Source organism: uncultured Ruegeria sp., from assembly GCF_947500045.1.
In the GTDB taxonomy this organism is placed as follows: domain Bacteria; phylum Pseudomonadota; class Alphaproteobacteria; order Rhodobacterales; family Rhodobacteraceae; genus Ruegeria.
On record NZ_CANMQQ010000003.1, the window covers coordinates 195,256 to 221,399 of the forward strand.

Sequence of the window (26,144 nt, forward strand, 5' to 3'; positions counted from 1 at the left end):
CACTGCGCGCCCATGTGGACATTGCTCGTCTCGTTTTTTCTGTTTGGTCTCTATTGCGTAGCGGTCTTCTTCTCTGTTCGCGCGGCGCAGACTGCGCGCACGCCACAAGGTGCGGTGGGTTGGGTCGTGTTCCTTTTGACCGCGCCAGTGTTTGGCGTACCGCTCTATCTGTTTCTTGGGCACCATCGCTTTAAGGGTTACCGCATTGCGCGGCAGGAAAGTGAACGCGTGGTCGAGGGGATCAAGACTTTTGCGGATTTCTCGAAACCTGATCCAAAGACGATGCGGATCAATCCCCGACCGTTCGAGGCACTGGCCCATTTGCCCGTGTCACGCGGGAACGGCGCCGAGTTGCTGATCGACGGGAATGCCACGTTCAATGCCATACTTGCCGCCATTGATGAGGCTAAAAACTATGTCCTGATCCAGTTTTACATCGTCAGAGATGATGAGCTGGGCCGCAAAGTGCAGGAACGGCTGATTGCAGCTGTAAATCGTGGCGTACATGTTCGGTTCATGACCGATGCTGTGGGCAGCTATGGCCTGCCCTCAAGCTATCTGGAAACCCTGCGCGAGGCCGGTGTCGACGTGGCCGATCCGCGCGAACAGCGTGGGCCCAATTTTCGTTTTCAACTGAATTATCGCAATCACCGAAAGACCGTGATCATCGATGGCGAGACCGGTTTTATCGGTGGCCACAACATCGGGGTCGAGTATCTGGGGCAGAGCCCTCGTTTCGGCCGCTGGCGCGATACGCATATCAAAATGACCGGTCATGTCGTTCGACAATTACAACTGATTTTTTCCGAAGATTGGCACTGGGCCCGCAACGAAGACCTGATTGATCAGCTCGATTGGGCTGGCAGTGAATCTGATCAGGATATGAACGCCTTGCTAGTGGCGACTGGTCCGGGCGACGACACTGAAACGGGCGCGATGATGTTCTTTTCAGCCATTGCCGAGGCCAAGGAACGGCTGTGGATCGCCTCACCCTATTTTGTGCCCGATATCGACATCATGACCGCGTTGCAGCACGCGGCATTGCGTGGTGTGGATGTGCGCATACTTGTGCCGGATATCATCGACCATCGTCTGCCTTGGTTGGCTGCCTTTGCATATTTCGATGAAATCCGCGACTGCGGCGCCCGCGTGTTTCGTTATACGGATGGCTTCATGCACCAAAAGGTGTTTGTCGTCGACGACACTCTGGCCGCGGTCGGCACCACAAATCTGGATAACCGATCCTTTCGCCTGAACTTTGAAGCGATGGCTCTGTTCTTTGATTCCCGCGCGGCGGAAGCGACAGCAACAATGCTAGAGACCGATTTCGCCGCAAGTTATGAGTTGACGCGCGCCCTGCCCCAGCAACCGTTCCATATCCGATTTGGCGCGCCGCTCGCACGACTGTTTGCACCAATCCTCTAGTTCAGAAACCGCTCTTCAAACACTCGCGTCATGAGGGCCACCAAGAATGCAGTAGACAGCCCAAAGGACAACAGACCAGTTACCGACGCAAATGCACCAAATATGCGCAAACCTTCACCCAACACGATGTCGCCGTAGCCCAGCGTCGTGAAGGTCACCAACGAGAAGTAAAGGGCCGAGTTCCAATCTGGCAGCACATCCCCCCACACCCAGACGATCGCCCAGATCCAGACCTGAACCGTATGGGTCAGAACGATAAACATAAGCGCCACGCTGATCGGGCCCGCAGTCGCGAGGATAGTGCTGCGTGTCTCCCAATTCGCGACCAGCTTGCGAATGACCAGAACGCACCATGTCAGCAGCATGATTTCGATCAGAAAACAAATGCCAAGATAGAAGCTGCCCCAAATGATCTGTTGCGACAATGTCATGTAAACGGCCTTTACTCTGATCACGGCCAGCATGGGGCTTTCGCGCGCTCTGGACAACCCCGCGCCCAAGTGGACGGCTGCGGCGAATAGAACCAATCTCTGCTCTGGACACTGGCGTGCTGCGTTGCACATTGTGACGGAGCCAGTTGAGAGGTCGCATGCTGCTATCGATTGATCACGTTCGAAAATCCTATCCCGGCGGGCGGCCTGTCCTGAATGACGTCTCGCTGGCTTTGGAACAGGGCGAGACATTGGCGCTGACCGGTGAAAGCGGCAGTGGCAAAAGCACGCTGCTGCACCTTGTGGCAGCTTTGGACGGTTTCGACGGCGGCGAGATCACGCTGGACGGAAGCCCCATGTCCCGGTTGAACGATGTTGAGCAGGCAGCATTGCGCCGCAGCACACTGTCGCTGGTCTTTCAGCAATTCAACTTGATCCCGTCGCTAACAGTTGATCAGAATCTTTCAATCCACGCTCGGCTTGCAGGGCGGGAAGATCCGGAATGGACCGCACACCTGACAGAGCGTCTAGGCCTGTCCGATCTAAAAGACCGCTACCCCGAAAGCCTTTCGGGCGGCCAGCAGCAGCGGGTCGCCATTGGGCGCGCCATGGCAATCCGGCCTCGATTATTGTTGGCGGATGAACCCACAGGCAATCTGGATGAAACGGCCAGCGCGGTGGTGCTGGACCTGATGCTCTCTTTGGTTGCTGACACCGGTGCCGCGCTCTTGCTGGTCACCCACTCGATTGAAATTGCCGCCCGACTTGATCACCGGGCGCACCTGACGGGTGGGCGCATTGAATGAACCGTCCTGCGGTCCATGCGCTACTGTCGCATTGGCGAGCGCACCCTTTGCAATTGATGACCCTTTTGACGGGTATCGCCTTGGCAACCTGTCTCTGGTCGGCCGTACAGGCCATCAACACCGAGGCCCGCGCCAGCTATGACCGCGCGAACGCCCAGCTTGCCATCGGACAATTCGACGAACTTCGCGCATCAGGTTCGCTGATCCCGTTGTCGCGCTATTCAGAACTCAGGCGCGCGGGCTGGCAGGTGGCCGCCATCCTAGAAGGCAGGTTGCGTGCAGATGGCCGTTCGGTGCGCCTGATGGGGGTGGACATGGTCGCCTATCCCGCCCTGCCCGCCATCTCACAGATCGAGCAAAGCGCGGATGCCCCAAACCCGGCTGATATGCTGACAGCGCCGGGGCGGTTACTGATGTCGCCCAAGCTTGCGCCGCTGTTTCAATCGGCAGACGGATTTCCACCGGTTATCACCAGCACAGCGCTGCCGCCTGATCTGGTGCTGACCGATATCGGCGTGGCCGAGAATCTGTTGAACCAACCCGGTCAGATTTCCCGGCTGGTCATCCTGCCGGATCAGCCCCGTGGCGTTCCGCCCCTTTCAGAAATCGCGTCAGACCTTCAACGCATCACACCGTCAACGCAGCTGGATACCGCGCAGCTCACCGATAGTTTTCACTTGAACCTATCAGCCTTCGGCCTGCTCTCGTTCGCGGTTGGTCTGTTCATCGTTCACGGCACCGTAGGCCTCGCCTTTGCGCAAAGGCGCGGCACCATCCGCACGCTACGTGCGTTGGGTCTGCCCATGCGAAACCTGATCTGGATCGGCCTGAGTGAACTGCTGCTGTTGGCCCTGATCGGAGGTGTGTTCGGGCTTGTTCTGGGATATTTCCTTGCGGGCGCATTAATACCAGATGTAGCCGCCACCTTACGCGGTCTCTACGGCGCGCCGATAGATGGCCAAATGTCGTTGCGCCCGCGATGGGTTGCTGCAGGTCTTGCGATGGCAACGGGCGGCACACTGGCGGCCAGCGGGCACGCGCTTTGGCGGCTTTCGCGCATGCCCATCCTTGCCGGACCGGGATTACAAGCCTGGGGCGGAGGTAAAGCATCCGCTTTGATCACAGGCATGTGCGGCCTTGCCCTGCTTGCTGCAGGTGCCATCGCATATTTTACTTTCGGCGGGTTGATCGCGGGATTTGCACTGCTCGCCGGAGTGTTGACCGGGGCTGCATTGTTGCTGCCCCTTTTGCTGTCGGCTGTATTGGCGCTGTTTATTCAGCGGGCAAAAACTCCGGTTTCACAGTGGGTTCTGGCCGATATGCGCGCGCAATTGCCCGGTCTTTCGCTGGCGCTGATGGCCTTGCTGCTGGCACTAGCCGCAAATATCGGAGTAGGAACAATGGTTTCAAGCTTCCGCCTAACCTTCACCGGCTGGCTGGATCAACGCCTGACTTCCGAGCTTTATGTGACCGCTGCGGATGATACACAAGCGGCAGACATAACCGAATGGCTGGCGCCACGGGTGTCGGCGATCCTCCCCATACGAAGCACTGAGTTGGCCCATGAAACCGGGCCTTTGTTTCTGTACGGGATCGTTGATCACGAAAGCTATCGTCTCAATTGGCCCCTGATCGCTGAAGGACCAGACGTTTGGGATAACGTCCTGAACCACGGTGCAGTCCTGATCAACGAACAACTTGCCCGCCGCGCGGATTTGTGGCCCGGAGACACAGTGGCGATCACACCCGAGCATATTTTGCAAATCGCAGGCGTCTATTCCGACTATGGAAACCCAACCGGTCAGGCGATCGTTTCTATGCCGCTGCTCAATCAGATTGCCCCGAATACAGAAACCCGGCGCTTTGGTGTCCGTGTTGCACCGGATCAGGCTTCGGATTTGGTGCAGAGTTTACGCGCCCAGTTTGACCTATCGCCCACGGCAGTGGTTCAACAAGCGGCCATGAAGGCACGATCGATGGCCATCTTCGAGAAAACTTTCGTAATCACCTCGGCGCTGAACGTGCTGACCCTGGGCGTCGCGGGCTTTGCGATCCTGACCAGTCTGCTGACATTGTGGACTCAGCGCCTTCCCCAAGTCGCCCCGGTCTGGGCGTTGGGCCTGACCCGCGCGCAGCTCGCCCGGCTGGAGGTTTTGCGCAGCGTCCTGCTTGCAGCATTAACTGCCTGCCTGGCTTTGCCATTGGGATTGATCCTCGCCTGGGTATTGCTGACGATAATTAACGTGCAGGCATTCGGCTGGCGTCTGCCCATGCAGCTATTCCCCGGTGATTGGCTTGCTCTGTTCCTTTTGACTTTGGCCGCCGCTGTTTTGGCGGCAGCCTTGCCCGCTCTGCGATTGCTCCGGTTGCCGCCTGCCGCTTTGCTGAGGGTTTTCGCCAGTGAGCGTTAGAGCATTCATCATATTTGTCCTGCTCCCGATAACCAGCTGGGCGCAGGGCTATGCAGGGCTTGGCGGCAGCGCAGAAGGATTCACGCGACCTGTTCCGGGCTACAGCTTTCAGTTCCCCATGGATCACGGCCCGCATCCATCATACCGAATCGAATGGTGGTATCTGACAGCAAACCTCAAAGATGCCGAGGGCCGCGACTATGGCATTCAGTGGACCTTGTTCCGATCCGCCCTGAAGCCATCTGAAGCGGAAGGTTGGCAAAGCCCCCAGATTTGGATGGGGCACGCTGCGGTGACCACACCTGAAAACCACTATTTCGCGGAACGGTTATCCCGCGGCGGCATCGGGCAAGCCGGTGTCACAGCTGATCCGTTTGAGGCCTGGATCGACGAATGGCACATGCGCGGCGACGATTTGAATACCTTAAGCCTGACCGCCAATGGATCAGACTTTGGTTATGATCTCAAACTAGCGGCGCAGGGGCCCTTGGTGTTTCATGGCGATGCGGGATATTCGGTGAAATCGGCTGATGGTCAGGCCAGTTACTATTACTCACAGCCATTCTTTGCGGTCGAAGGCATCCTGCACTTGCCTGACCAAGACGTCGAAGTCACCGGCAAAGGCTGGTTGGATCGTGAGTGGTCGTCGCAACCGCTTGCCCAAGATCAAAGCGGCTGGGACTGGTTCTCGCTCAGCTTTGATAGCGGCGACAAACTGATGGCATTCCGGTTGCGCGGAGATCGTGGGGATTTCACCGCCGCGACGTGGATTGATTCGAACGGGCAAACCATGCCCCTGCCCGATGGTTCTGTTATGTTAGATCCACTTGAATCCACCCGGGTGGCACAACGTGATGTTCCAACCCGATGGCGTGTTTCATTGCTGGATCATAACGTCGATGTCGAAGTATCTGCCCTGACACCCAAGGCCTGGATGGGGACTCGATTCGAATACTGGGAAGGCCCAGTTACCGTCTCAGGCAGCCATGCAGGACGCGGGTATCTTGAGATGACCGGATACTGAACCCAGCTAATTGGTGTGAGCAAACATAATTGTCAAAAAGAAAAAACAGAGAGCAGGTTCCCCTAACCCTCTGTTTTTACTTTGGTACCCAAGGCCGGACTCGAACCGGCACGTCCGTTAGGACGGGGGATTTTGAATCCCCTGCGTCTACCATTCCGCCACTTGGGCCACGACCACTGAATTACCGCCCTACCGCGGGAAGGTCCAGAGGCAAAAAACAACCACTGCATCGATTGTTTCATCACCGGAGGTTGACGGTCAGACAGGTGCATGGTTTGGCTTGCAGCAACTGTTACCGGGATAATTGTTCTTCATGTTGCGATCACTTTATGACTGGACCCTTCGTCTGGCAGAACACCCTCATGCATTGTGGGCGCTGGCCATCGTGGCTTTTGTTGAGAGTTCATTCTTTCCGATTCCACCCGATGTCCTGATGATTCCCATGATCATTGCGCGACCATCGCGCGCTTGGCTGATCGCCACTGTCGCCTTGGTGGCATCTGTATTGGGTGGAATGCTGGGCTACGCCATCGGAGCGTTCTTCTACGAAAGCCTCGGTCAGCCCATACTCGAAGCCATGGGCAAAGCCCACGCGATGGAAGAATTCAATGCACGTTTCAATGATTTCGGTTTCTGGGCCGTACTCGCGGCAGGGGTGACTCCGTTCCCATACAAGGTCATCACCATCATGTCCGGTTGGACTGGTATGCCACTGGGGACTTTCATCGCCACTTCGATTTTGGCACGCGCGTTGCGGTTCTTCCTTGTCGCCGGACTGCTGTGGAAATTTGGTGAGCCAATCCGCGATTTCATCGAAAAGCGGTTGGGTCTGATGTTCACCTTGTTCATCGTCCTGCTGTTTGGTGGCTTCCTTATTGTGAAGTACCTATGACCAAGAAAACGCTCATCCTGATTGCGACCGCAGGTTCGGCCGCCCTATTGTTGGGCGCCTGGGGATTTCAATACATCGGCGGGTTGTCGCCCTGCAAAATGTGCATCTGGCAACGCTACCCGCACGGCGCTGCAGTCGTTCTGGGCGTGCTTGCGTTCGCCTTTCTGGGCATTCGTCCATTGCCCCTGCTGGGCGCCCTGGCTGCAGCCACGACCGCAGGGGTCGGTTTCTTCCATGCCGGGGTCGAGCAAGGCTGGTGGGAAGGTCCAGCGACCTGCACATCCGGCGATATCGGTGGCCTCAGCGCAGAAGAGCTGTTGAATCAGATCATGTCCGCACCATTGGTGCGGTGCGATGAAATCCCGTGGGAGATGTTCGGCGTTTCAATGGCGGGCTGGAACGGGCTGATATCGGCTGGTCTGGTTCTTGTTTGGATCGCGGCCTGGCGGGCACGTTAGGCGCTATAGCTGATCCAGTTCGGCATCCCAGTAAAGGAAATCGATCCAGCTGTCATGCAGATGGTTCGGTGGGAATTTGCGGCCGATATTCCTTAGGGCTTCTGCGTGGGGCTGCCGAGGAGGTTTGTTCAAAGACATTCTGGCTTGTCGAAGCGACTTTGATCCCTTGCGCAGGTTGCACGGGCTACAGGCCGCCACGACGTTTTGCCAACTGGTGACACCCCCAGCAGCGCGCGGAACGACATGATCGAATGTTAAATCTCCGCGGCTACCGCAGTACTGACACTTGAATTCGTCCCGCAGAAATAAATTAAAGCGCGTGAAGGCCACGCGCTTTCTGGGTTTCACATAATCTTTCAGAACAACGACCGAGGGTATTCGGATCTCGGTACTCGGGCTTCGGACAACTTCGTCATATTCGGCCACAATATCCACACGATCCAGCCAGGCGGCTTTTATCGCCTCCTGCCAAGGCCACAAAGATAACGGATAATAGGAAAGCGGGCGATAATCGGCGTTCAGAACCAATGCCGGATGATGCCTGAGCGCACCGGGTTCCCTGACAAATTCGGTCCTGAAGTCTCCGTCCATAACAGAATCGCTCCTCGCACTCAGCTGCCCGTTTTTTGACACCAGAGCGGGGAACACCCGCCCCGGCCTTTATTCAACTATATCTCGTGTTTAAACTCTTACAAGTGCCGAGTTCACACAACATCTCGAGTATTGCTTATGCTCAATCCGTAACAGATTGGTGACAGTTATCCACAGGTTGCACTGATGTGGCCCGGACGCTATGGCGATGGCATGTCCTGGTTCATCCGTTTCAATAAACCTTATGATGTGTTGCCGCAGTTTACGGATCGCGCTAATGCCGACTCGCCCCGCAGCACGTTGTCGGATTTCATCGATCTGCCGGACGTATATCCGGCAGGACGGCTGGACCGGGATAGCGAAGGTTTGATGCTGCTGACAGACAACGGGCGGCTGCAGGCACAAATATCCGATCCCAAACACAAGATGGCCAAGACTTATTGGGTTCAAGTCGAAGGTATCCCAGATGCAGCGGCAATGAAGGCGCTGCGAGATGGTATTGAGCTTAAGGATGGCCTGACACGCCCCGCCAAAGCGCGTCTGATTGCCGAGCCCACAGACCTATGGCCACGCACCCCGCCGATCCGTATCCGTCAGACCGTGCCAGATTGCTGGATCGAACTGATACTCAGTGAAGGTCGCAACCGTCAGGTGCGCCGGATGACCGCTGCGGTCGGCCACCCGACCCTGCGCCTGATCCGCGCCCGGATCGGAGACTGGTCGTTGGACGGCCTCAATCCCGGTCAGTGGGAGAGCCTGCCGATCCCGGCAATTAGCGCCTCTCCATCGCGCAAACGGGACCGACGCCCCCGACAATGACAAAAACTGCGTGATGTGATACACTTACGGTATGAAAGTCACACCAGACATTCCTTCCCCTTCGGCAATTCTGGAAGCCGCGCTTTATGTCGACGATCTGGAGGCAGCCGAAGGGTTCTATGGAGAAGTACTGGGGCTTGAGAAAATTCAGCGCGCAGCCAATCGCCATGTCTTTTACCGGATCGGCGGGTCGGTCCTGTTGCTATTCAACGCCGAAGAGACCGAGCAACCACCAAGCAACCCAGACCTGCCTGTTCCGCCCCATGGCGCGCGCGGACCTGGTCACGTCTGCCTCGTCCTGACCCGCGATGAGATAGCCGTGATGCGCAAGCATCTGTTAGATTGGAATATTCCCGTCGATGCCGAATTCGATTGGCCTAATGGCGCCCGGTCACTTTATGTGCGCGACCCGGCAGGCAACTCGGTGGAGTTCTCCGAGGGCAGGCTTTGGGATTGATCCATTAGCGCAGCGGCTGCTTCTCGCCCCCAATCACGCGGTAGATTTCGCTCGAGGTTACTCCGACCTCACCCAGAGCAGCCTGAAACGCTGCCATATGTGGCGTTGTGAAATGGGCTTCGAGCGCGGACTGGTCCTGCCATTCCTCATAGACCCGAAAACGGTTTGATTGTCCCAGAATCTGGCTGAACTCATAGATCAGGCATCCGGGCTCCTTCAGGGTTTCCGCAACCATTTCCTGTGCAGCGGTCGAGGCTTTCTCGACCCCCGCTGCAGATACTTCCACCACTCCTGTCACGATCAGCATCACATCCTCCTTATGTCAGTGCCCAGAGGTCAAAGGCTCAGTTTGTCCCGCATGAAAGCCAGCGCCACACTCAGGCCATCCGGTGCGATCCCGTGGCCGGTGCCTTTCATCACGTGGGCATAAACCTCTTTGAAATCAGCGGCCTGCAGCGCCTCGGCTGCCTCAGGCAATGATTGCGGAGGCACCACATCATCAGCGTCGCCATGTACCAGCAGGATGGGCATGCGGCTAACGGTTTCATCTGGCAGCAGGTCGGGTTCCAGCAATCGGCCCGAAAACGCGACGATACCGGCGACCGGGTCTTCACGACGCGGCGCGACATACAGGCTCATCATGGTGCCTTGCGAGAAACCAAACAAGACGACCTGCTCGGGCAAAACATCCTCATCCACCATCAGCGCATCCAGGAAAGCGTTGAAATCCTCAACGGCCATTTCCATGCCACGGCGTGCTTCTTCCTCGGACGAGCCATCAATCCACGGGATAGGGAACCACTGAAAACCGTTGGGCATTCCGGGGATCTGCTCGGGCGCATCAGGGGCCACGAACAGAGTATCCGGCAAGTGTTCGCCCAGCGGATCAGCCAGCCCCAGAAGGTCAGCCCCGTTGGCGCCATAGCCGTGCACAAACACCACGACCGAGCGTGTGTCCCCCGAAACCGGCTCTTTTCTCAGCGCATTCAAAACCCGTGTCATCTGATCCCTTCTCTGTCTTTTGCGACCCGGTAATAGGCCCAGAGCACCCGCGCCGCAACCGATCGCCAAGGCGACCATGCTTCGGCCATCTTGCGCAACTCTTTGTCGGTTGGTCGTTCTGGCAGATCGTAAAGGACGCGAGCCGCCTCCTGCAGGGCCAGATCACCCGGCGCGATCACATCCGCACGACCCAGCGAGAACATGGCGTAGATCTCAGCGGTCCAGACACCGATGCCGGGCACCTCGGTCAGGATCGCGACAACCTCATCATCCGAGGCGTCCTGTAGTGCTTTGTAATCGATCCGCGCCTCGGCCAAAGCGCGGGCATAGCGGATTTTCTGACGGCTGAGGCCAACGGCCCGCAGATCATCATCCGTGGCCCACATGATCTTGCGCGGGCCGGTCAATTTGGCATCCTGTAACCGCTTCCAAATCGCGTTGGCCGAGGCCACGCTGACCTGTTGGCTAACAATCGCGCTGAGCAGTTGTGCGAACCCATCCGGCTTGCGTCGCAATGGCAAAGGACCGGTTTGCTCCATCGCATAAGCCATCTTTGGACAAGCTCCGGCCAGCCATTCGGCCCCTTCGGTCACGCAGTCCAAGGTTTCGATGATGCGTCCGACGGACATGTGCTCTCCGATATGTGATCCTTGTCCGCACGTTAGGCGGATGTACCGCATATGCAACCCGCTTGTGCCTAGTCTCAATCGTAGATAACCATTCGCCCATGACACTGACCGCAGCCACACCCGACGATAGTCAGGCCAAGCGCAATGTCGCCGTATTGGTGGCCGCGCAGGCGATCTTGGGCGCGCAGATGCCCATTATGTTTATTGTCGGCGGTTTGGCTGGGCAATCGCTGGCCAGCAACGCTTGCCTCGCGACATTGCCGATTTCACTGATCGTTCTGGGATCGATGCTGGCGGCCACGCCGATCTCGGCAATCATGCAACGCTGGGGACGCCGCGCCGGGTTTCTTGTGGGGTCGACTGCGGGTGCTGCGGGCGGGGTTATCGGAGCCTATGGTCTCTATCTTGGCTCGTTCCCGATATTCCTGCTGGGCAGCTTCCTGACCGGCATCTACATGAGCGCACATGGATTCTATCGCTTTGCTGCCGCCGATACCGCGTCCGACGCATTCCGGCCCAAGGCCATCTCTTACGTCATGGCAGGGGGGCTTGCGGCGGCGATCATCGGCCCGCAGATCGTCAAACTGACCTCACAGGCCTATGTAATCCCGTTTCTGGGTACTTACCTTGCCGTAATCGCGATCAACGTACTCGGCTCCGCCCTGTTCTTCTTTCTCGACATCCCAACGCCACCGAAGCCGACCAAGGACGAACCCAAAGGCCGTACACGGTTGGAGCTGCTAAAAACGCCACGCATTGCAGTCGCAATCATCTGTGCCATGGTCTCGTATGCTTTGATGAACCTTGTGATGACATCGACACCTCTGGCCGTTGTCGGGTGTGGATATACCGAAGGCGATGCAGCAGATATCGTCACCAGCCACGTGTTAGCGATGTACATTCCCAGCTTCTTCACAGGCCACCTGATTGCACGGTTCGGTGTTGAGAAAATCGTGGCCCTTGGACTAGCCATCCTCGGCGGGGCGGGCATCGTCGCCCTGCAAGGCGTCGATCTGGGCAACTTCTTCATCGCCCTGATCCTGTTAGGCGTTGGCTGGAACTTTGGATTTATCGGCGCCACGAGCATGCTGGCCGCCTCGCATGAAGTGCATGAGCGTGGTCGGATGCAGGGCCTGAACGATCTGCTAGTCTTTGGCGGTGTAACATTCGCCTCGCTGGCGTCTGGTGGGTTGATGAACTGTTCGGGCGGCTCAGCGGTCGAGGGCTGGACGGCGGTAAACCTCGCTATGATCCCACTTCTGACCCTTGCAGGTGGTGCATTGCTGTGGCTGGTTCTGAGGCCGTCAGACGACCCGCAACCTGCCTGACCTTACCAGCGTCCAGTCGCTGCTGTCTTCATCAAGGAAAACCGGCGACGGAGCTCACCCTGTGCCAGCGCGCCTGCAGCCACGCGTTCTGGCCGCGCCAAAGTGGTCCGCAGCACCCATTCCGTCTGCCACCCTGCATAAAGGGCAGGACGTGCCTGTGATGAAACCTCAGTACGCGTGGATCGTGCACGCGCCAATCGATCCAAAGCCTTCTGTGCCAGCACCCGGACCCCATCCTGTGTGCCATCGAGCAGAGGGATGCGACCCCGCGCCTCAAGATCGGGAATGGCCCGAAACCAGTTCGCGACCCCCATGGCATAGCCAAAATTGCGCAAGACTTCTTCATCCGCCGCGCCCAAAGCCTGCGCGGACACCGCCATCAGAGTTCCCGCGCTGTGGTTGATGTAGGCATCAAAATGCACTTCATCCTCGAACGGATCACGGTAAATATCCCAACGCCTTACGGCTACATATTCATCTAGCTGCGCCGCCAGATGTGGCGAGAGAACGCGCGACAATGGCGTGACAACTTCGTGACGCCGCACATTTGGACGTTCGGCAATTTCCTGCAGCGCATCGCGCCACCATTGCAGACGCATCTCGGCAATCATGCTTTCCTGTGTCACCCACGGGGCGCGCGCTACTTCGACGTTCAGCGCATAAATCGGAAACAGGACTGCACGCGCTTCAACCGGTGCGGCCATGGCCGCCATAAACCGGTCCGGATCGGCCCGATGCACCAGTGCTGCGCAGGCTTTGATGTCGTCGTCGAATTCCACGCTATTCAGCGGCAGCTGAGCGGGGGATACAATCGTTGACCAGTTTCCACTGGATCGCATCCAACAGAGCCTCGAACGATGCATCAATTATGTTCGCACTTACACCTACGGTCGACCAACGCCGCCCCTGCCCGTCTTCGCTGTCGATGATCACGCGCGTCACCGCCTCGGTCCCACCTTGGGTGATGCGCACCTTGAAATCGACAAGCCGCATATCCGAAAGTATCTGCGAATACTGCCCCAGGTCCTTGGCCAGAGCCTTGGCAAGCGCATTCACCGGGCCCCGGTCACTGCCGCTTTCATCGAGAGATTCACTGACAGACAGCTTCTTCTCACCATCAACTTTCACAACAACAACCGCCTCGGACAAGCTGACCATCTTGTTGTATTTGTTCTTCCGGCGCTCAACGGTCACCTTATAGCGTTTGACCTCAAAGAATTCGGGCAATTGCCCCAGCTCATCGCGCGCCAACAGCTCAAAGCTGGCCTGCGCCGTGTCATAGGAATAACCTTCGGCCTCACGCAGTTTGATCCGCTCAAGAATACGCCCCAGCGCCGGATCACCCGCTTCGACGGATAATCCCGCATCGGTCAGACGTTTGCGCAGGTTCGATTGCCCGGCCTGATTCGACATCGGAATGATGCGCGCGTTCCCCACACGCGCCGGATCGATATGCTCATAGGTTGTCGGGTCTTTGAGGATCGCGCTGGCGTGCAACCCCGCCTTATGCGCAAAAGCCGACGCACCAACGTAGGCGCTCTGCTTGCTTGGCACCCGGTTCAGGATATCATCCAGCATCCGGCTGATCCGCGTCAGCCCGGCCAAGGCCTCGGGCTTCACGCCAATCTCATAGCGCGAGGCATAGGGTTCTTTCAGCATCAGCGTCGGGATCAGAGCGGTCAGGTTGGCGTTGCCGCAACGCTCTCCCAATCCGTTCAAAGTACCCTGAATCTGCCGCGCACCCGCGTCGACGGCTGCCAACGAACTGGCCACAGCATTTTCCGTATCGTTATGCGTATGAATGCCCAGCCGATCACCCGGCAGACCGGCGGCAATCACCTCGGACACGATCCGCCCGACCTCGGCTGGCAAGGCACCGCCGTTGGTGTCACACAACACCACCCACCGCGCACCCGCGTCCAGCGCAGCACGGCACACTTCAACCGCGTAACCCGGGTTGTCCTTGTAGCCATCAAAGAAATGCTCGGCATCGAACAGAGCCTCGCGCCCTTGCGCCACGATATGCGCGACCGAGGCGCGCACGTTCTCAGTGTTCTCCTCCAACGCGATACCAAGTGCTTGGGTCACATGGTAATCATGCGATTTACCAACCAGACAAACAGCTGGAGTTCCGGCATTCATCACAGCGGCCAGCACATCATCATTCTCTGCCGAGCGACCCGCGCGTTTGGTCATCCCAAACGCGGTCATGCACGCCGAAGTCTTTGGCGCATCTTCGAAAAATGCACTATCCGTGGGGTTCGCCCCGGGCCAACCGCCTTCAATGTAGTCGAGGCCCAACGCATCCAATGCCTGTGCGATCTGCACCTTCTCGGCGGTCGAGAACTGCACACCCTGCGTCTGCTGCCCATCGCGCAAAGTGGTGTCGTAGAGGTAGAGGCGTTCTTTTATCATCATTCTGGCTCTTAGGCTTGATGGAGATTACATTTGAAAGCACTTAAACAGTCGTCAAAGAACTCAGACTTCCATTTCATCGCACTGGCTTTGCAAACGGAGTCTGTAGTTCTTCAGCCTGCCCAGCGTATCATCCCAACGATCTTGTTGTGTTTTAGTCGAACTAGTTTCGCCCGCGGATGTAGTCACATCTCCTGTTCCTTTAAGTACCGGTTTCAGCTCCCAATCATAACCATCTGCGGTATCGTTTACGATGAAACCGAAACTTGGGAGGGCTTCATCCCGAATTTGATCTGCCCATTCGAAAAACCATTTGCCGTTTTCACGGTCGCCCACTTTCATTAGTGCTTTTGCTCGCGACTTAAGCCGTTCCCTCAGAGTCATAAGTGCAGATATTTCATCTGAGAAAAATGACTTATCCATCGTTTCTTGATCGTCCGCCCAGTATCCATTTTTTTTCGCGAGCAGACCAAGAGTTCTTGCTGAGGCAAGAAGTAGAGCACCCTCTCCCTTCGAGGCCAAACGATGGAGTTCAGTGATGGCACCTGCAGTGTTCAGATCATCTGCCAGCGCATCGATAACCGCAGGTGCAGCGGTGTCGGCGGGCTCGATGCCCGTCGTCAGCGCTCGCCACTTGCGCAGCGTCGCCTCGGCCTCATGCGCCTTTTTCTCGGTCCAGTCCATCGGCTTGCGATAGTGGGTCTGCAGGAAGACAAACCGGATCACCTCACCCGGCACGCCTTGCTCCAGCAGATCACGCACGGTGAAGAAATTGCCAAGCGATTTGGACATCTTCTTACCTTCGACCTGCAGCATCTCATTATGCAGCCAGTAATTGGCAAAGACGTCTTGTTCATTTGCACAGCAGCTTTGGGCGATCTCGTTCTCATGGTGTGGGAACATCAAATCGTTGCCACCACCATGAATATCAATGACGTGAGGATGCTGCAGCGCTTGTTCAGACAAAGCGCCCACAGCCAGCGGTTGCTTCCACAACAAATCATCCGCCATTGCCGAGCATTCAATATGCCAACCCGGTCGCCCCCGACCCCACGGGCTGTCCCAACCCGGAAGTTCATCGGTCGAGGGTTTCCACAGAACAAAGTCCATCGGATTTTTCTTATAGGGAGCAACCTCAACCCGGGCCCCAGCGATCATGTCATCCACCGAGCGCCCGGACAACGCGCCGTAGTGTTCCTTCCAACTGTCCACCGCGAACAGCACATGCCCCTCGGCGGCATATGCATGCCCCTTGGCAATCAAGTCCTCGATCATCGCAACCATCTGTGCAATGTACTGTGTGGCGCGCGGCATCGCGTCGGGCTCCATCGCGCCAAGCGCGCCCATGTCGTGCAAGTACCAGCCAATAGTCTCGTCCGAGCGTTCCTGTACCAACTGCTCAAGCGATCCCTCGGCCCCGGCCTGCTTGCGCGCCAACGCGGTTGCGTTGATCTTGTCATCCACGTCGGTGAAATTGCGCACATAGGTCACGTGATCCGCGCCGTAGACATAACGCAACAAACGGTAGAGCACGTCGAACACAACCACAGGCCGCGCGTTCCCAAGATGGGCGCGGTCATAGACCGTCGGGCCACAGACATACATCCGCACATTCATTGGATCGATCGGCACGAAATCCTCTTTCGTCCGTGTCCTCGTGTTGTGCAGTTTGATTGTCGTCATCGGGTCGTGCTCCTGAAACAGCGTATACGTCACGCGTTGGCGCGGGCTTAGCAACTTGTCTCAGAGATGAAAACGAAAGAAACCGGCCCGCTTGAGATATCAGCAGGTAATGCAGCAAGTAATGATGCAAATATTCCGGTTCATGTGCTTTGCCTAGCACGGGTTCGACCCTGAGCCAAGTCTTGAGTTTTGTCCCCCTCAACGGCACTCTGCCCAACATGACCCGAGAATACGTCAATACCGTTTGCGCCACCCTGCCCGGCGCCGAGCTTTCCGATCCCTGGGGCGGAGGCCACGACGCTTGGAAAGTTGGAGGCAAGATGTTTGCCTGCGTGGGCACCGCAGGTGACGGAGTTTCCGTCAAAACCCCCGACATCGAAACCGCCCAGATGTTGATCGACGCCGGTGTAGGCGCCAAGGCCCCCTATTTCCATCGCAGTTGGGTTCGCCTGCCCTGGTCCGCGGATCCGGAAGAAATACAGCACCGACTACTTTCGTCTTATGACATCATAAGAACAACGCTCACCAAGAAAGTTCAGGCAACATTGCCACCGCGTGGCTAATGCGCAGCCTTATTGAGTAAATCGAGATGGAGTGACGTCGAACAAGCGATTCAACTAAGAATGGGCGTTTTCTAGAAACGAAAGGTCGTGCGCAGGTTAAAGACGTTTGCGTCAAGGGCGCCACCTGACTGCGGAATGTTGTCAAAATCCTGTCTCAGCGCCTCACCACTTATCACGAATCGATCACCCAAAGGATAAGCGACGCCAATGCCGTAAACAGCTGCCGTATCGCTGTCGCCCGACGTGCTGGCACGCGCGGCTCCTACGATGACATATCCAAGCGCCGGGCCAAAATCATACCCGCCGCGTAATTTCAGTCGGGACATGCTATCCAAGCTGCCTTCCGATTGGCCGAGATCAAGGTTCAACCAATTGTATTCCAGCTCACCGCCCAAGACGAAGTTGCCAAAATCATAGTCATACCCGACGACCGGGCCGAATCCGGCATTACTGCCGCCCGCCCCATCAGACCCGTCGACATCCGCATATCCGAAACTGAATCCGGCATAAGCTCCGGTCCAGTCCTCAGCCAAAGCCGGCCCGGCACCTGCTAGCAGCGCGATGACGAGTGCGGTCTTTGTCAACTTCATACAGTCCTCCAAATAACTGGAACTGGTCCTAGTACAGTTGCGGACGCGCCAATCTCATGGACAATCCGCCCCAATCTTCAATTCAAATCAACAGTTCTTCTAATATTAACTATGTGTAGGTTAACAGAATTCTAACGTAACGGAAAAAAACATTTGCGTATATGAATTTGCCCTCGTCCATGCGCGAATGAAAAATCGGCACTGAAATTCATGCGCAAGTCGCAAATAGAATAGATTATGACGCTAGGCGTTGAAATTATGGTTTCAGTAAGCTTGGAAGGCCGATGCAAAACGAGGTCTGGAAAATTCGTCTGGTCAGCCGCACAATTGGTGCGGATCGCGGACGTGCGGCGCGTGGACAGCCTGTTGTGACCTGAGAACACTCACTCCAACACGTCCTTTTTTTACCGGATCCAAACTATGAACCAACAAACCCGAAATTCGTCGCGCAGCGGCGGGCGCGCGGCACGACGTGCGGCACGCGCCTCAGCGTTACCCGAACATCTGCGGCCCGTGCGCGCCGGCATGGAAGGCGGAACCCTCAAAGTTCTGACCGAAGCGCAGATTGAACGCATCCATGAGGCCGCATTGACCGCGCTAGAGACCATTGGGCTGGCTGATGCACCCCAAAGCGGGATCGACTATCTTGTCGCCGCGGGCTGCATCTTGGGCGACGATGGCCGCATCCGCTTCCCCCGCGCGCTGGTCGAGGACACGATTGCAAAAGCAAATCGCACCGTCACGTTATATAGCCGTGATGGGAAAACTGACCTGGAGCTGAGGGGCAATCGCGTCCATTACGGAACTGCCGGTGCCGCCGTCAGCATGGTCGATGTACACGGGCAAGAATATCGCGATTCAACAGTACAGGATCTGCACGACGCCGCGCGCATCTGTGAACAGCTTGATAACATTCACTTTGTTCAGCGCCCGATGGTTTGCCGTGATATCCCCGACAACCTTGAGATGGACCTGAACACGATTTACGCTGCGTGTTCGGGGACGTTCAAGCATATCGGGACATCCTTCACCGAACCCAGCCATGTCGCACCCGCGATTGAGATGCTGCACATGATTGCTGGTGGCGAAGACAAGTATCGCGCGCGGCCATTCGTATCGAACTCGAACTGTTTCGTCGTGCCACCTATGAAGTTCGCAACCGAAAGCTGCGAAGTGATGGAGGAATGCATCAAGGCCGGAATGCCTGTTTTGCTGCTGTCTGCGGGCATGGCCGGGGCAACGGCACCCTCAACCATCGCAGGTGCGATCACGCAGGCAACCGCCGAATGCCTGGCCGGATTGGTTTATGTTAACGCCGTAAGCCCAGGTGCGCCCGCTATTTTTGGCACTTGGCCCTTCGGTCTTGATTTGCGCACTGGTGCCATGTCTATCGGATCGGGCGAGCAAGCGCTGCTTACCGCTGGTTGCGCCCAGATGCATCACTTCTACGATCTGCCGGGAGGTGCCGCAGCGGGCGCTTCAGATTCGAAACTGCCTGATATGCAGGCCGGGTGGGAGCAGATGTGCTCGAACGTCATGGCGGGCTTGTCGGGCCTGAACATGGTCTACGAGGCCGCAGGGATGCATGCGTCACTGTTGGGTTTTTGCCATGAAAGCCTCATCCTCAGCGATGATCTGATCGGTCAGGCACAGCGCTGCGTGCGCGGTATCGAGGTCAGCGACGAAACGCTGGCACTGGATCAGATCGCCGAGGTCTGCATGGGTGGACCCGGGCACTATCTGGGCACGGATGCCACTCTCAGCCGGATGCAGGCGGATTATGTGTATCCAACTTTCGGGGACCGTACTTCGCCCAAGGAATGGGTGGAGTTGGGAAAACCGGATTTGATTGCCAAGGCCATCGCGCGGAAAGAAGAAATTCTGTCTGCACCTTCCAACGCCCGGTTCGATCCACTTCTTGATACGGAACTGCGCAGCAAGTTCAACATTCACTTGCCCATGTAAGATATTGAAAACAGGCGGCCCGAACGATACCGGACCGCCCCTTTTCAAGCTAGATCAGCCGTTAGAGGGTGGCAGCAATCCTGCCTCCTGTGCGACCGCGATCTCATCGGGGTCCAGTGCTCCGTCTCCATTGGCATCCATCAGTGCAAAGCCGTCGGCATCGACATCAGGTACAACTGCCTGCACTTCATCGATGGTCAGAACTCCATCACCATTGGTGTCTGCAGTACCCTGAGCAAGCGCCATGGCGGGCAGTCCAAAAGCCAGAGCAGAGAGAATTGCCAGTTTCTTCGGTTTCATTTTGTGCCTCCTGAGTGTGTTGTCTGTGTTGTTGCGTCCGGACAGGCGTCAGATAACCGCCCCTACTTCAGCGCGTCACCCGTTTTGCACGAGTCAAAGCTGTTCGCGCCAATCTTTGCGTGTTTGCCCGAGTCGCATCCGCAAAGCCCCGCCGGGCAAAATGGCCAGACGCCGTCTCGGCAACCTTTGCCCGACAAGACGCGGCTGATCCGGCAAAGCTCTGCTGATAAAGCCGATTCTGAGTGCAAAAAAAGAAAGGGGGCCGAAGCCCCCTGTTAGTTTCGCCTTCCAGGCTCATTTCGTTGACCGCCCGGTATTTTTTTGCCTGCGGCCTGGACTGCGCATGGGGCGAGCGCACCCGCCCCGTGAGAGAGTGGGAAAGAGCAAATATTCCGCCCCACCCTGTTCCCGGCCAACACGGGCATGTCGACCGAGTGGAGCAAGGCATCGAAGGTAAGTCTCAGCGCCTTGTTCCGTATTCGTCGGGGCCGGTTACTTTGGCAGCATCCGACCCCTGCACCCCGGGTTGCCGGGGCGCTAAATTCAGCTACACCCGCTTGTAGAACCACAAGTGTTGCATTTCATGCAGGTGCCGTTGCGCACCAGCGTGTAATTGCCGCATTCGCCGCATGGGTCACCCTCATAGCCTTGCATCTTGGCTTTGGTGCGCGCGTCCATTCCGGTTGCGACCGCCGCTTCAACGGACGCTTCGAATGTGGCTGCGGTTTCTGCCATGCCGGTCGTGTCAGCCTGACCACCGTTGAACACCATCAGATCCTGTGGCAGACGCTTGCGCAGATAGCCGGTCGAGCTGATTTGTTTCAGCACTTCCAAAGACTTGGTGGCTGCGCTGTCACTGATTTCTGACACGTTTGGCAACCCATCCTCTTCACCGCGACCCAGATCATCAAAGCTGGCGCCTTCGGGTTTCACATGGGCCAGATCAGTACGATCAAGATAAGACACGGCCAGTTCGCGGAAGATGTAATCCAGGATCGACGTTGCATTCTTGATCGAGTCGTTGCCCTGTACCATTCCCGCCGGTTCGAACTTGGTGAAGGTGAAGGCATCCACGAATTCTTCCAGCGGTACGCCATATTGCAGGCCGACCGACACGGCGATGGCGAAATTGTTCATCATTGCCCGGAAGCCAGCGCCTTCCTTGTGCATGTCGATAAAGATCTCACCCAATTGGCCGTCTTCGAACTCACCCGTGCGCAGGTATACCTTGTGGCCGCCCACGATTGCCTTTTGAGTGTAACCCTTGCGGCGATGCGGCAGTTTCTCACGATGGCTGCGGATGATTTCCTTGACGACGACCTTCTCGATGACCTTTTCGGCAAGAACGACTGCTTTTTCATGGGCCGAGCCGCTTTCCAGCACCTCTGCTGCCTCGTCATCGTCCTCGACCAGTGCGGCAGCCAGAGGCTGCGACAGTTTTGAACCATCACGATACAGCGCGTTGGCCTTCACACCCAGAGACCAGCTAAGTTCATAGGCTTTCTGACAGTCCTCAATGGTCGCGTCATTCGGCATATTAATCGTTTTCGAGATCGCGCCCGAGATAAAGCTTTGCGCCGCGGCCATCATGGTGATGTGGCTGTTAACCCCAAGGAAACGCTTGCCTTTTTTACCGCACGGGTTGGCGCAGTCGAAGATCGAATAATGCTCTTCCTTCAGGTGCGGCGCACCTTCCAGCGTCATCGTTCCACAGACATGGTCATTGGCCGCGTCGATATCCGCCTTGGTAAAGCCCAGATGGCGCAGCAAGTCGAAGGTCGGGTCATTCAGCTTGGTCGCCGGAATGCCCAGAACGCCGGTGCAGAAATCCTCGCCCAGTGTCCATTGGTTGAACACGAACCGGATATCAAAAGCGCTTTCCAGCGCGGCATCCACTTTGGCCAGCTCATTCGGGCCAAAACCATGACCTGTCAGCGAGGTATGGTTAATCCCCGGCGCGTTGCCGATGGTTCCGTGACCGACGGCGTAGCCCACAATCTCTTCGATCTGAGACGAGGAATAGCCCAGTTTTTCAAGCGCCGACGGCACAGAGCGGTTGATGATCTTAAAGTAACCGCCACCGGCCAGCTTTTTGAACTTCACCAGTGCAAAGTCGGGCTCGATCCCGGTGGTGTCGCAATCCATCACCAGACCGATGGTGCCGGTTGGCGCGATCACAGTGGCTTGCGCGTTGCGGTAGCCATTCTTTTCACCAAGGCTCAGCGCTTCGTCCCAGGCCGACATGGCCAGATCGACCAGACGCTTGTCCGGGCAGTTGCCATGATCCAGAGGCACCGGCTTCACAGCCAACTTCTCGTATCCGTCGGTCACGCCCTGCGACGCACGGCGGTGATTGCGAATAACGCGCAACATGTGGTCGGCATTGCGTTCGTACCCTTTGAACGGACCAAGCTCACCGGCGATCTCAGCCGAGGTTGCATAAGCCACACCGGTCATGATCGCGGTCAGCGCTCCACAGATCGCTCGACCCTCGTCCGAGTCATAGCTGTAGCCCATGTTCATCAGCAGGCCGCCGATATTGGCGTAACCCAGACCCAAGGTGCGGAAGTCGTAAGACAACTGCGCGATTTCCTTCGACGGAAACTGCGCCATCGTCACTGAAATTTCCAGTGTCAGAGTCCACAGGCGCGAGGCGTGCATATAATCCGCCGCCTGGAATTCATCATCCTTCAGGAATGTCAGCAGGTTCATCGACGCCAGATTACAGGCCGTGTCATCAAGGAACATGTATTCCGAGCATGGGTTCGAGCCGCGAATCTCGCCGTCTTTGGGGCACGTATGCCATTCGTTGACGGTGTCGTGGAACTGGATACCCGGATCGGCACAGGCCCATGCCGCGTGGCCGACCTTTTCCCACAGATCCCGCGCCTTTATGGTCCGGGCAACCTTGCCATCCTTACGATTGATCAACTCCCAATCGGCGTCTTTTTCAACAGCCGTCAGGAACGCATTCGTCACACGGATCGAGTTGTTCGAATTCTGACCCGAAACCGAGCTGTAGGCTTCCGAATCCCAGTCCGTATCATAGGTCGGGAATTCGATGCTGTCGTGGCCCTGCTTAGCATAATCCAGCACACGCTTGATGTAAGTCTCGGGGATCGCAACCTTTTTCGCTTCGCGTATCGCTGTTTTCAACGCGTCATTCTTGGCAGGATCATAGGCGTCATCAGTGGTGCCGTCCCATGTGCGGATGGCCTCGAAAATGCCGTTCAGCATTTTCTCGTGCATCTTCGATCCAGCAACGATCGAGGCCACTTTCTGTTCTTCAATCACCTTCCATTCGATGAATTTCTCGATGTCGGGGTGATCGGCATCGACGATTACCATCTTCGCTGCCCGACGGGTTGTGCCGCCTGATTTGATCGCGCCAGCGGCGCGGTCGCCGATCTTGAGAAAGCCCATCAGGCCCGAGGATTTGCCACCGCCCGACAGCGCCTCGCCTTCTGCACGCAGATGGCTGAAGTTGGTCCCGGTGCCCGAGCCGTATTTGAACAGGCGCGCCTCACGCACCCACAGATCCATGATACCGCCTTCGTTCACCAGATCATCATCGACGGACTGAATGAAGCACGCATGCGGCTGCGGATGTTCGTAAGCGGATTTCGATTTGGTCAGCTTGCCGGTTTTATAATCGACATAGTGATGACCCTGCGCGGGACCGTCGATTCCATAAGCCCAGTGTAGACCAGTGTTAAACCACTGCGGCGAGTTCGGCGCGGCGCGCTGGGTTGCCAGCATATAGCGCATCTCGTCAAAATAGGCGCGCGCGTCTTCCTCGGTCGAGAAATAACCGCCCTTCCAACCCCAATACGCCCAGGCACCGGCCAGACGGTCGAACACTTGCTTTGACGACACTTCACCATCAAATTCTGCATCTTCCGCCGGAACCGAGCGCCAAAGAAATTCCGGAACGTCCTTTTCCTTGACCCTTTTCAACTTGGAGGGCACACCGGCTTTGCGGAAATACTTCTGGGCGATGACATCGCTGGCCACCTGGCTCCACTTCGCGGGAACCTCGATCTCATCCAGGCGGAACACGATGGTGCCATCAGGATTGCGGATTTCAGACGTCGCAGAAACGAAATCCAAATCGGCATATGCATCCTGTCCCGGCTTGGTGAATTTTCTTTCAATCTTCATGTCCGCTGCCCCAGCTTCGATCTGTCCAAATTTCAGTCCTCGGCACAAAATTTTGATATCGCGGTGTGCCGCCCGCGTTGCCGTAAATTTGAGACGCAAGGGACCGGGCGCTGCCGATAACAGCGCAAAACCGCAATTACGGCTTCACGTCACGTTGGTTTGCTTTCAATCCCTCGCCCCGGCCTTTTCTGGTCATTGCCTACCAGATTTAGTGGCTCGTCTTTCGGCCTATACAATCTGGCGTATATCACCCTAGTTGGTCAACGGACTTTTCAATCATTTTTGGAATCTTTTGACTTGACCTGTTTCGACTGATTGGCGGCTTTTCGCCAATTCTCGATTCCTCCACAGGACAGCGGCGGAAACAGGTACCCCAACAGCGGAATGCATAGAGATGAATTCCCGTTTTTTACGCCACAGTTAGGGACCGTTTATCACCTACCCTTCCGTAGGTGATCGCCTCAGAGAATCATCGTTTCGCAAACGCGGTCCATGTCATAGTGAGGCAATGTAACAAATTTGATCGGGGATCGGTTCAACATGCGTCTGTTTTTTCTTGTGCCCCTCGCGTTGCTGATTGTGTCCTGCACATCACAAGAGACGCCGCCTGCCTCCCGAAGTGCCCAGTTTTCGGGATATCCACAAAATCTGTTTAATTCATTCAAAACAGATTGCGCCGGGCCAGGTGACCAATACGTCAAGATCGGAACAGGTAGCTTCGAATGTCGGGAAACCCTATCGCCCGAAGCAACCGCATATCTGATTCTCAGCTTTGACGGGTATCCTCAGGATCTGCCCGAGATCGTCACCCGCCTAAGTTCATCGCGAAATCAAAATGGGTATCGGGTGGATGCCGAGTTGTTTTTCATGGTTCCGCAAAAGGGCGGAAGCACCCTTAGGATTCCTATAGAAAGCGAAGAGTTGGACAGGGATTTTTCCAGACTTTACACCAATTTCGGTGGAACACCGGTGTAAGAAAAGAAATGGTCGGGGCGGCAGGATTCGAACCTACGACCCCCTGTACCCAAAACAGGTGCGCTACCAGACTGCGCCACGCCCCGGACCGTGCGCCTTCCTAAACGCGCCAATCTGATTTGAAAAGCCCTAACAGGGCCAAATTGCAGGACCTTGTAAAAAAACTTCGTGCCGCATCTGCGTTCCGGGTCGAATAGCATACCGCTTGGCCAGCCCTGAGTTGATTTCCAGCACGGCATAAACCGAATCGCCCCCTTCAATTGGGGTTAGATCGCCCGGTATCGCCCCTTCGTGTACACGGGTTACGACGCCTGTTTGATCCAAAAAGATCATGTCGAGTGGAATCAGAGTATTTTTCATCCAGAATGCCACCGGCTGCGGCGGATCAAATATGAACATCATACCGGATCGGCTCGGCATACTCTCGCGGAACATCAATCCGCGCGACCGTTCCTGAGGGGTTACAGCCAGTTCGATATCAAAGCGAACCTGAGCCAGATCGTTTCGCAATTCAACGCGGTCGGGACGGCATTCAGCCCACGCAACCCCGCAAAACATAAAGGTCAGGATCGCCAGTGCGAAAGCTGTCTTCATAGTTCAGAACCTAATCGCTCAGCGCCGCTTCCCAGGCCATGACCTGCGCGGCCATCCGTCCACGCTTGCCGTCAATGACCCGCATAGCCAGGGCCTCACCCGGCTGTAGATCAGCCAACCCCGAGCGCCGCAGGACTTCGATATGAAGGAACACGTCTTCGCTGCTGCCAAAGACGTTGGCAAATCCAAAGCCCTTGCCCTTGTCAAACCATTTGACGCGCGCAGCCTCCAGTGGGGCGTTCCCGATCACAGTCGGATCGAGCTCTGCGAAATCAGCCAGCATCATCGCCTCAGCGCGCACCGGCGGGTCAACGCTGACCACCTCGACCGCCTGAACACCGCGGTCGGTTTTGTGGGTCATGATCTCAATGCCCGCCCCATCCGCGACCGAGCTTTGACCGAAATTCCGCAAAACGTTGACATGCAACAGAATATCCGGACCGCCTTCGTCAGAGACAACAAATCCGTATCCCTTTGCGGGATCGAACCATTTAACGTGTCCACGGACGCGATACATGCTGTTCAGATCTTCTGGCACTGTGTTCCCATTACGATGATAGGCAAGTCGTTAAAGGTCTGTTGTTTATGGCATTGGCGTGCAAATTCAAGCCGAAAAAATCCATTA

25 protein-coding genes and 2 tRNA genes are annotated in these 26,144 nt (G+C 56.6%); 12 read left to right on the forward strand and 15 right to left on the reverse strand.

Annotation, left to right across the window (positions count from 1 at the left end; genetic code table 11):
* Window positions 1-12: 12 nt before the first annotated feature.
* Window positions 13-1,425 carry a cardiolipin synthase gene (gene cls / locus Q1B46_RS06845; protein WP_299946196.1) on the forward strand — a complete coding sequence of 471 codons (1,413 nt, stop codon included), beginning with the start codon at window positions 13-15 and terminating at the stop codon, window positions 1,423-1,425.
* Here the strand turns inward: cls and Q1B46_RS06850 are convergent.
* Window positions 1,422-1,856 (reverse strand): ion channel, encoded by a 435-nt coding sequence (locus Q1B46_RS06850; protein ID WP_299946686.1) that lies wholly within the window; start codon window positions 1,854-1,856, stop codon window positions 1,422-1,424. The two genes, cls and Q1B46_RS06850, sit on opposite strands and share 4 nt — an antisense overlap.
* Window positions 1,857-2,014: 158 nt before the next feature.
* Between Q1B46_RS06850 and Q1B46_RS06855 the strand changes: the two genes are divergently transcribed.
* The 3 genes from Q1B46_RS06855 to Q1B46_RS06865 are packed head-to-tail and all read left to right on the forward strand — an operon-like array spanning window position 2,015 to window position 6,097.
* The gene (locus tag Q1B46_RS06855; protein WP_299946199.1) at window positions 2,015-2,662 is read left to right on the forward strand and encodes an ABC transporter ATP-binding protein; all 648 of its coding nucleotides are present in this window, start codon (window positions 2,015-2,017) and stop codon (window positions 2,660-2,662) included.
* Window positions 2,659-5,073, forward strand: a complete 2,415-nt coding sequence (locus Q1B46_RS06860) for an ABC transporter permease (RefSeq protein WP_299946202.1) — start codon at window positions 2,659-2,661, stop codon at window positions 5,071-5,073. The genes Q1B46_RS06855 and Q1B46_RS06860 overlap by 4 nt, the downstream gene beginning before the upstream one ends.
* A complete protein-coding gene (locus Q1B46_RS06865; RefSeq protein WP_299946204.1) occupies window positions 5,063-6,097 on the forward strand; it encodes a lipocalin-like domain-containing protein in 1,035 nt (344 codons plus the stop codon). Before Q1B46_RS06860 ends, Q1B46_RS06865 begins: the two co-directional genes overlap by 11 nt.
* Before the next feature lie 82 nt (window positions 6,098-6,179).
* On the opposite strand, the gene Q1B46_RS06870 is transcribed toward Q1B46_RS06865, so the two are convergent.
* Window positions 6,180-6,265 (reverse strand) — tRNA-Leu (locus tag Q1B46_RS06870).
* Between the two features lie 145 nt (window positions 6,266-6,410).
* On the opposite strand from Q1B46_RS06870, the gene Q1B46_RS06875 reads away from it, so the two are divergent.
* Window positions 6,411-6,989, forward strand: a complete 579-nt coding sequence (locus tag Q1B46_RS06875; RefSeq protein ID WP_299946207.1) for a YqaA family protein — start codon at window positions 6,411-6,413, stop codon at window positions 6,987-6,989.
* A complete protein-coding gene (locus tag Q1B46_RS06880; protein WP_299946208.1) occupies window positions 6,986-7,447 on the forward strand; it encodes a disulfide bond formation protein B in 462 nt (153 codons plus the stop codon). Before Q1B46_RS06875 ends, Q1B46_RS06880 begins: the two co-directional genes overlap by 4 nt.
* Before the next feature lie 3 nt (window positions 7,448-7,450).
* On the opposite strand, the gene Q1B46_RS06885 is transcribed toward Q1B46_RS06880, so the two are convergent.
* Entirely contained in the window at window positions 7,451-8,038 is a 588-nt protein-coding gene (locus tag Q1B46_RS06885) for an HNH endonuclease (protein WP_299946211.1), read from the reverse strand.
* A gap of 213 nt (window positions 8,039-8,251) precedes the next feature.
* Here Q1B46_RS06885 and Q1B46_RS06890 point away from each other — a divergent pair, with 213 nt between their 5' ends.
* Together Q1B46_RS06890 and Q1B46_RS06895 are read left to right on the forward strand one after the other, a co-directional pair.
* On the forward strand, window positions 8,252-8,857 hold the full coding sequence (locus tag Q1B46_RS06890) for a pseudouridine synthase (protein ID WP_299946689.1): 606 nt from the start codon (window positions 8,252-8,254) through the stop codon (window positions 8,855-8,857).
* 31 nt (window positions 8,858-8,888) lie between these two features.
* A complete protein-coding gene (locus Q1B46_RS06895) occupies window positions 8,889-9,314 on the forward strand; it encodes a VOC family protein (protein WP_299946214.1) in 426 nt (141 codons plus the stop codon).
* 4 nt (window positions 9,315-9,318) lie between these two features.
* Here Q1B46_RS06895 and Q1B46_RS06900 read toward each other — a convergent pair whose 3' ends face one another.
* The 3 genes from Q1B46_RS06900 to Q1B46_RS06910 are packed head-to-tail and all read right to left on the reverse strand — an operon-like array spanning window position 9,319 to window position 10,945.
* On the reverse strand, window positions 9,319-9,621 hold the full coding sequence (locus Q1B46_RS06900; protein ID WP_299946216.1) for a putative quinol monooxygenase: 303 nt from the start codon (window positions 9,619-9,621) through the stop codon (window positions 9,319-9,321).
* Window positions 9,622-9,650: 29 nt separating this feature from the next.
* Window positions 9,651-10,316: an alpha/beta fold hydrolase gene (locus Q1B46_RS06905; RefSeq protein WP_170757582.1), complete on the reverse strand. Its 666-nt coding sequence runs from the start codon at window positions 10,314-10,316 to the stop codon at window positions 9,651-9,653.
* Complete coding sequence (locus Q1B46_RS06910) at window positions 10,313-10,945, reverse strand: DNA-3-methyladenine glycosylase 2 family protein (protein WP_299946219.1); 633 nt, start codon at window positions 10,943-10,945, stop codon at window positions 10,313-10,315. The genes Q1B46_RS06905 and Q1B46_RS06910 overlap by 4 nt, the downstream gene beginning before the upstream one ends.
* Window positions 10,946-11,043: 98 nt before the next feature.
* Here Q1B46_RS06910 and Q1B46_RS06915 point away from each other — a divergent pair, with 98 nt between their 5' ends.
* The gene (locus tag Q1B46_RS06915; protein ID WP_299946221.1) at window positions 11,044-12,273 is read left to right on the forward strand and encodes an MFS transporter; all 1,230 of its coding nucleotides are present in this window, start codon (window positions 11,044-11,046) and stop codon (window positions 12,271-12,273) included.
* A 2-nt stretch (window positions 12,274-12,275) separates the two neighbouring features.
* Here the strand turns inward: Q1B46_RS06915 and Q1B46_RS06920 are convergent, their stop codons facing one another.
* The 3 genes from Q1B46_RS06920 to cysS form a co-directional block, all read right to left on the reverse strand.
* The gene (locus tag Q1B46_RS06920; protein ID WP_299946224.1) at window positions 12,276-13,052 is read right to left on the reverse strand and encodes a squalene/phytoene synthase family protein; all 777 of its coding nucleotides are present in this window, start codon (window positions 13,050-13,052) and stop codon (window positions 12,276-12,278) included.
* A gap of 1 nt (window position 13,053) precedes the next feature.
* Window positions 13,054-14,688, reverse strand: a complete 1,635-nt coding sequence (gene cimA, locus Q1B46_RS06925) for a citramalate synthase (RefSeq protein WP_299946692.1) — start codon at window positions 14,686-14,688, stop codon at window positions 13,054-13,056.
* Window positions 14,689-14,751: 63 nt separating this feature from the next.
* Window positions 14,752-16,371: a cysteine--tRNA ligase gene (gene cysS / locus Q1B46_RS06930; protein WP_299946227.1), complete on the reverse strand. Its 1,620-nt coding sequence runs from the start codon at window positions 16,369-16,371 to the stop codon at window positions 14,752-14,754.
* A 218-nt stretch (window positions 16,372-16,589) separates the two neighbouring features.
* On the opposite strand from cysS, the gene Q1B46_RS06935 reads away from it, so the two are divergent.
* Window positions 16,590-16,934, forward strand: a complete 345-nt coding sequence (locus Q1B46_RS06935; protein WP_299946694.1) for an MmcQ/YjbR family DNA-binding protein — start codon at window positions 16,590-16,592, stop codon at window positions 16,932-16,934.
* 71 nt (window positions 16,935-17,005) lie between these two features.
* Here Q1B46_RS06935 and Q1B46_RS06940 read toward each other — a convergent pair whose 3' ends face one another.
* Window positions 17,006-17,524: an outer membrane beta-barrel protein gene (locus Q1B46_RS06940; protein WP_299946229.1), complete on the reverse strand. Its 519-nt coding sequence runs from the start codon at window positions 17,522-17,524 to the stop codon at window positions 17,006-17,008.
* Between the two features lie 420 nt (window positions 17,525-17,944).
* On the opposite strand from Q1B46_RS06940, the gene Q1B46_RS06945 reads away from it, so the two are divergent.
* The gene (locus tag Q1B46_RS06945) at window positions 17,945-19,489 is read left to right on the forward strand and encodes a trimethylamine methyltransferase family protein (protein WP_299946232.1); all 1,545 of its coding nucleotides are present in this window, start codon (window positions 17,945-17,947) and stop codon (window positions 19,487-19,489) included.
* A gap of 54 nt (window positions 19,490-19,543) precedes the next feature.
* Here the strand turns inward: Q1B46_RS06945 and Q1B46_RS06950 are convergent, their stop codons facing one another.
* Window positions 19,544-19,789: a hypothetical protein gene (locus Q1B46_RS06950; RefSeq protein WP_299946234.1), complete on the reverse strand. Its 246-nt coding sequence runs from the start codon at window positions 19,787-19,789 to the stop codon at window positions 19,544-19,546.
* Between the two features lie 543 nt (window positions 19,790-20,332).
* The gene (locus Q1B46_RS06955) at window positions 20,333-23,950 is read right to left on the reverse strand and encodes a vitamin B12-dependent ribonucleotide reductase (protein ID WP_299946236.1); all 3,618 of its coding nucleotides are present in this window, start codon (window positions 23,948-23,950) and stop codon (window positions 20,333-20,335) included.
* A gap of 540 nt (window positions 23,951-24,490) precedes the next feature.
* Here Q1B46_RS06955 and Q1B46_RS06960 point away from each other — a divergent pair.
* On the forward strand, window positions 24,491-24,925 hold the full coding sequence (locus tag Q1B46_RS06960) for a hypothetical protein (RefSeq protein ID WP_299946238.1): 435 nt from the start codon (window positions 24,491-24,493) through the stop codon (window positions 24,923-24,925).
* A gap of 9 nt (window positions 24,926-24,934) precedes the next feature.
* Here the strand turns inward: Q1B46_RS06960 and Q1B46_RS06965 are convergent.
* From Q1B46_RS06965 to Q1B46_RS06975, 3 genes are all read right to left on the reverse strand, one after another.
* A tRNA-Pro gene (locus Q1B46_RS06965) sits at window positions 24,935-25,011 on the reverse strand.
* Between the two features lie 43 nt (window positions 25,012-25,054).
* Window positions 25,055-25,519: a DUF192 domain-containing protein gene (locus tag Q1B46_RS06970; RefSeq protein WP_299946241.1), complete on the reverse strand. Its 465-nt coding sequence runs from the start codon at window positions 25,517-25,519 to the stop codon at window positions 25,055-25,057.
* 10 nt (window positions 25,520-25,529) lie between these two features.
* Window positions 25,530-26,057 (reverse strand): cold-shock protein, encoded by a 528-nt coding sequence (locus tag Q1B46_RS06975; protein WP_299946243.1) that lies wholly within the window; start codon window positions 26,055-26,057, stop codon window positions 25,530-25,532.
* Window positions 26,058-26,144 lie beyond the last annotated feature (87 nt).

What these genes read in the sequence shown, in the direction of transcription:
- cls (WP_299946196.1), top strand. Translation starts at nt 13, where the DNA reads ATGTGGACATTGCTCGTCTCGTTTTTTCTGTTTGGTCTCTATTGCGTA.
- Q1B46_RS06850 (WP_299946686.1), bottom strand. Translation starts at nt 1,856, where the DNA reads ATGACATTGTCGCAACAGATCATTTGGGGCAGCTTCTATCTTGGCATT.
- Q1B46_RS06855 (WP_299946199.1), top strand. Translation starts at nt 2,015, where the DNA reads ATGCTGCTATCGATTGATCACGTTCGAAAATCCTATCCCGGCGGGCGG.
- Q1B46_RS06860 (WP_299946202.1), top strand. Translation starts at nt 2,659, where the DNA reads ATGAACCGTCCTGCGGTCCATGCGCTACTGTCGCATTGGCGAGCGCAC.
- Q1B46_RS06875 (WP_299946207.1), top strand. Translation starts at nt 6,411, where the DNA reads ATGTTGCGATCACTTTATGACTGGACCCTTCGTCTGGCAGAACACCCT.
- Q1B46_RS06880 (WP_299946208.1), top strand. Translation starts at nt 6,986, where the DNA reads ATGACCAAGAAAACGCTCATCCTGATTGCGACCGCAGGTTCGGCCGCC.
- Q1B46_RS06885 (WP_299946211.1), bottom strand. Translation starts at nt 8,038, where the DNA reads ATGGACGGAGACTTCAGGACCGAATTTGTCAGGGAACCCGGTGCGCTC.
- Q1B46_RS06890 (WP_299946689.1), top strand. Translation starts at nt 8,252, where the DNA reads ATGTCCTGGTTCATCCGTTTCAATAAACCTTATGATGTGTTGCCGCAG.
- Q1B46_RS06895 (WP_299946214.1), top strand. Translation starts at nt 8,889, where the DNA reads ATGAAAGTCACACCAGACATTCCTTCCCCTTCGGCAATTCTGGAAGCC.
- Q1B46_RS06900 (WP_299946216.1), bottom strand. Translation starts at nt 9,621, where the DNA reads ATGCTGATCGTGACAGGAGTGGTGGAAGTATCTGCAGCGGGGGTCGAG.
- Q1B46_RS06905 (WP_170757582.1), bottom strand. Translation starts at nt 10,316, where the DNA reads ATGACACGGGTTTTGAATGCGCTGAGAAAAGAGCCGGTTTCGGGGGAC.
- Q1B46_RS06910 (WP_299946219.1), bottom strand. Translation starts at nt 10,945, where the DNA reads ATGTCCGTCGGACGCATCATCGAAACCTTGGACTGCGTGACCGAAGGG.
- Q1B46_RS06915 (WP_299946221.1), top strand. Translation starts at nt 11,044, where the DNA reads ATGACACTGACCGCAGCCACACCCGACGATAGTCAGGCCAAGCGCAAT.
- cimA (WP_299946692.1), bottom strand. Translation starts at nt 14,688, where the DNA reads ATGATAAAAGAACGCCTCTACCTCTACGACACCACTTTGCGCGATGGG.
- cysS (WP_299946227.1), bottom strand. Translation starts at nt 16,371, where the DNA reads ATGACGACAATCAAACTGCACAACACGAGGACACGGACGAAAGAGGAT.
- Q1B46_RS06935 (WP_299946694.1), top strand. Translation starts at nt 16,590, where the DNA reads ATGACCCGAGAATACGTCAATACCGTTTGCGCCACCCTGCCCGGCGCC.
- Q1B46_RS06940 (WP_299946229.1), bottom strand. Translation starts at nt 17,524, where the DNA reads ATGAAGTTGACAAAGACCGCACTCGTCATCGCGCTGCTAGCAGGTGCC.
- Q1B46_RS06945 (WP_299946232.1), top strand. Translation starts at nt 17,945, where the DNA reads ATGAACCAACAAACCCGAAATTCGTCGCGCAGCGGCGGGCGCGCGGCA.
- Q1B46_RS06950 (WP_299946234.1), bottom strand. Translation starts at nt 19,789, where the DNA reads ATGAAACCGAAGAAACTGGCAATTCTCTCTGCTCTGGCTTTTGGACTG.
- Q1B46_RS06955 (WP_299946236.1), bottom strand. Translation starts at nt 23,950, where the DNA reads ATGAAGATTGAAAGAAAATTCACCAAGCCGGGACAGGATGCATATGCC.
- Q1B46_RS06960 (WP_299946238.1), top strand. Translation starts at nt 24,491, where the DNA reads ATGCGTCTGTTTTTTCTTGTGCCCCTCGCGTTGCTGATTGTGTCCTGC.
- Q1B46_RS06970 (WP_299946241.1), bottom strand. Translation starts at nt 25,519, where the DNA reads ATGAAGACAGCTTTCGCACTGGCGATCCTGACCTTTATGTTTTGCGGG.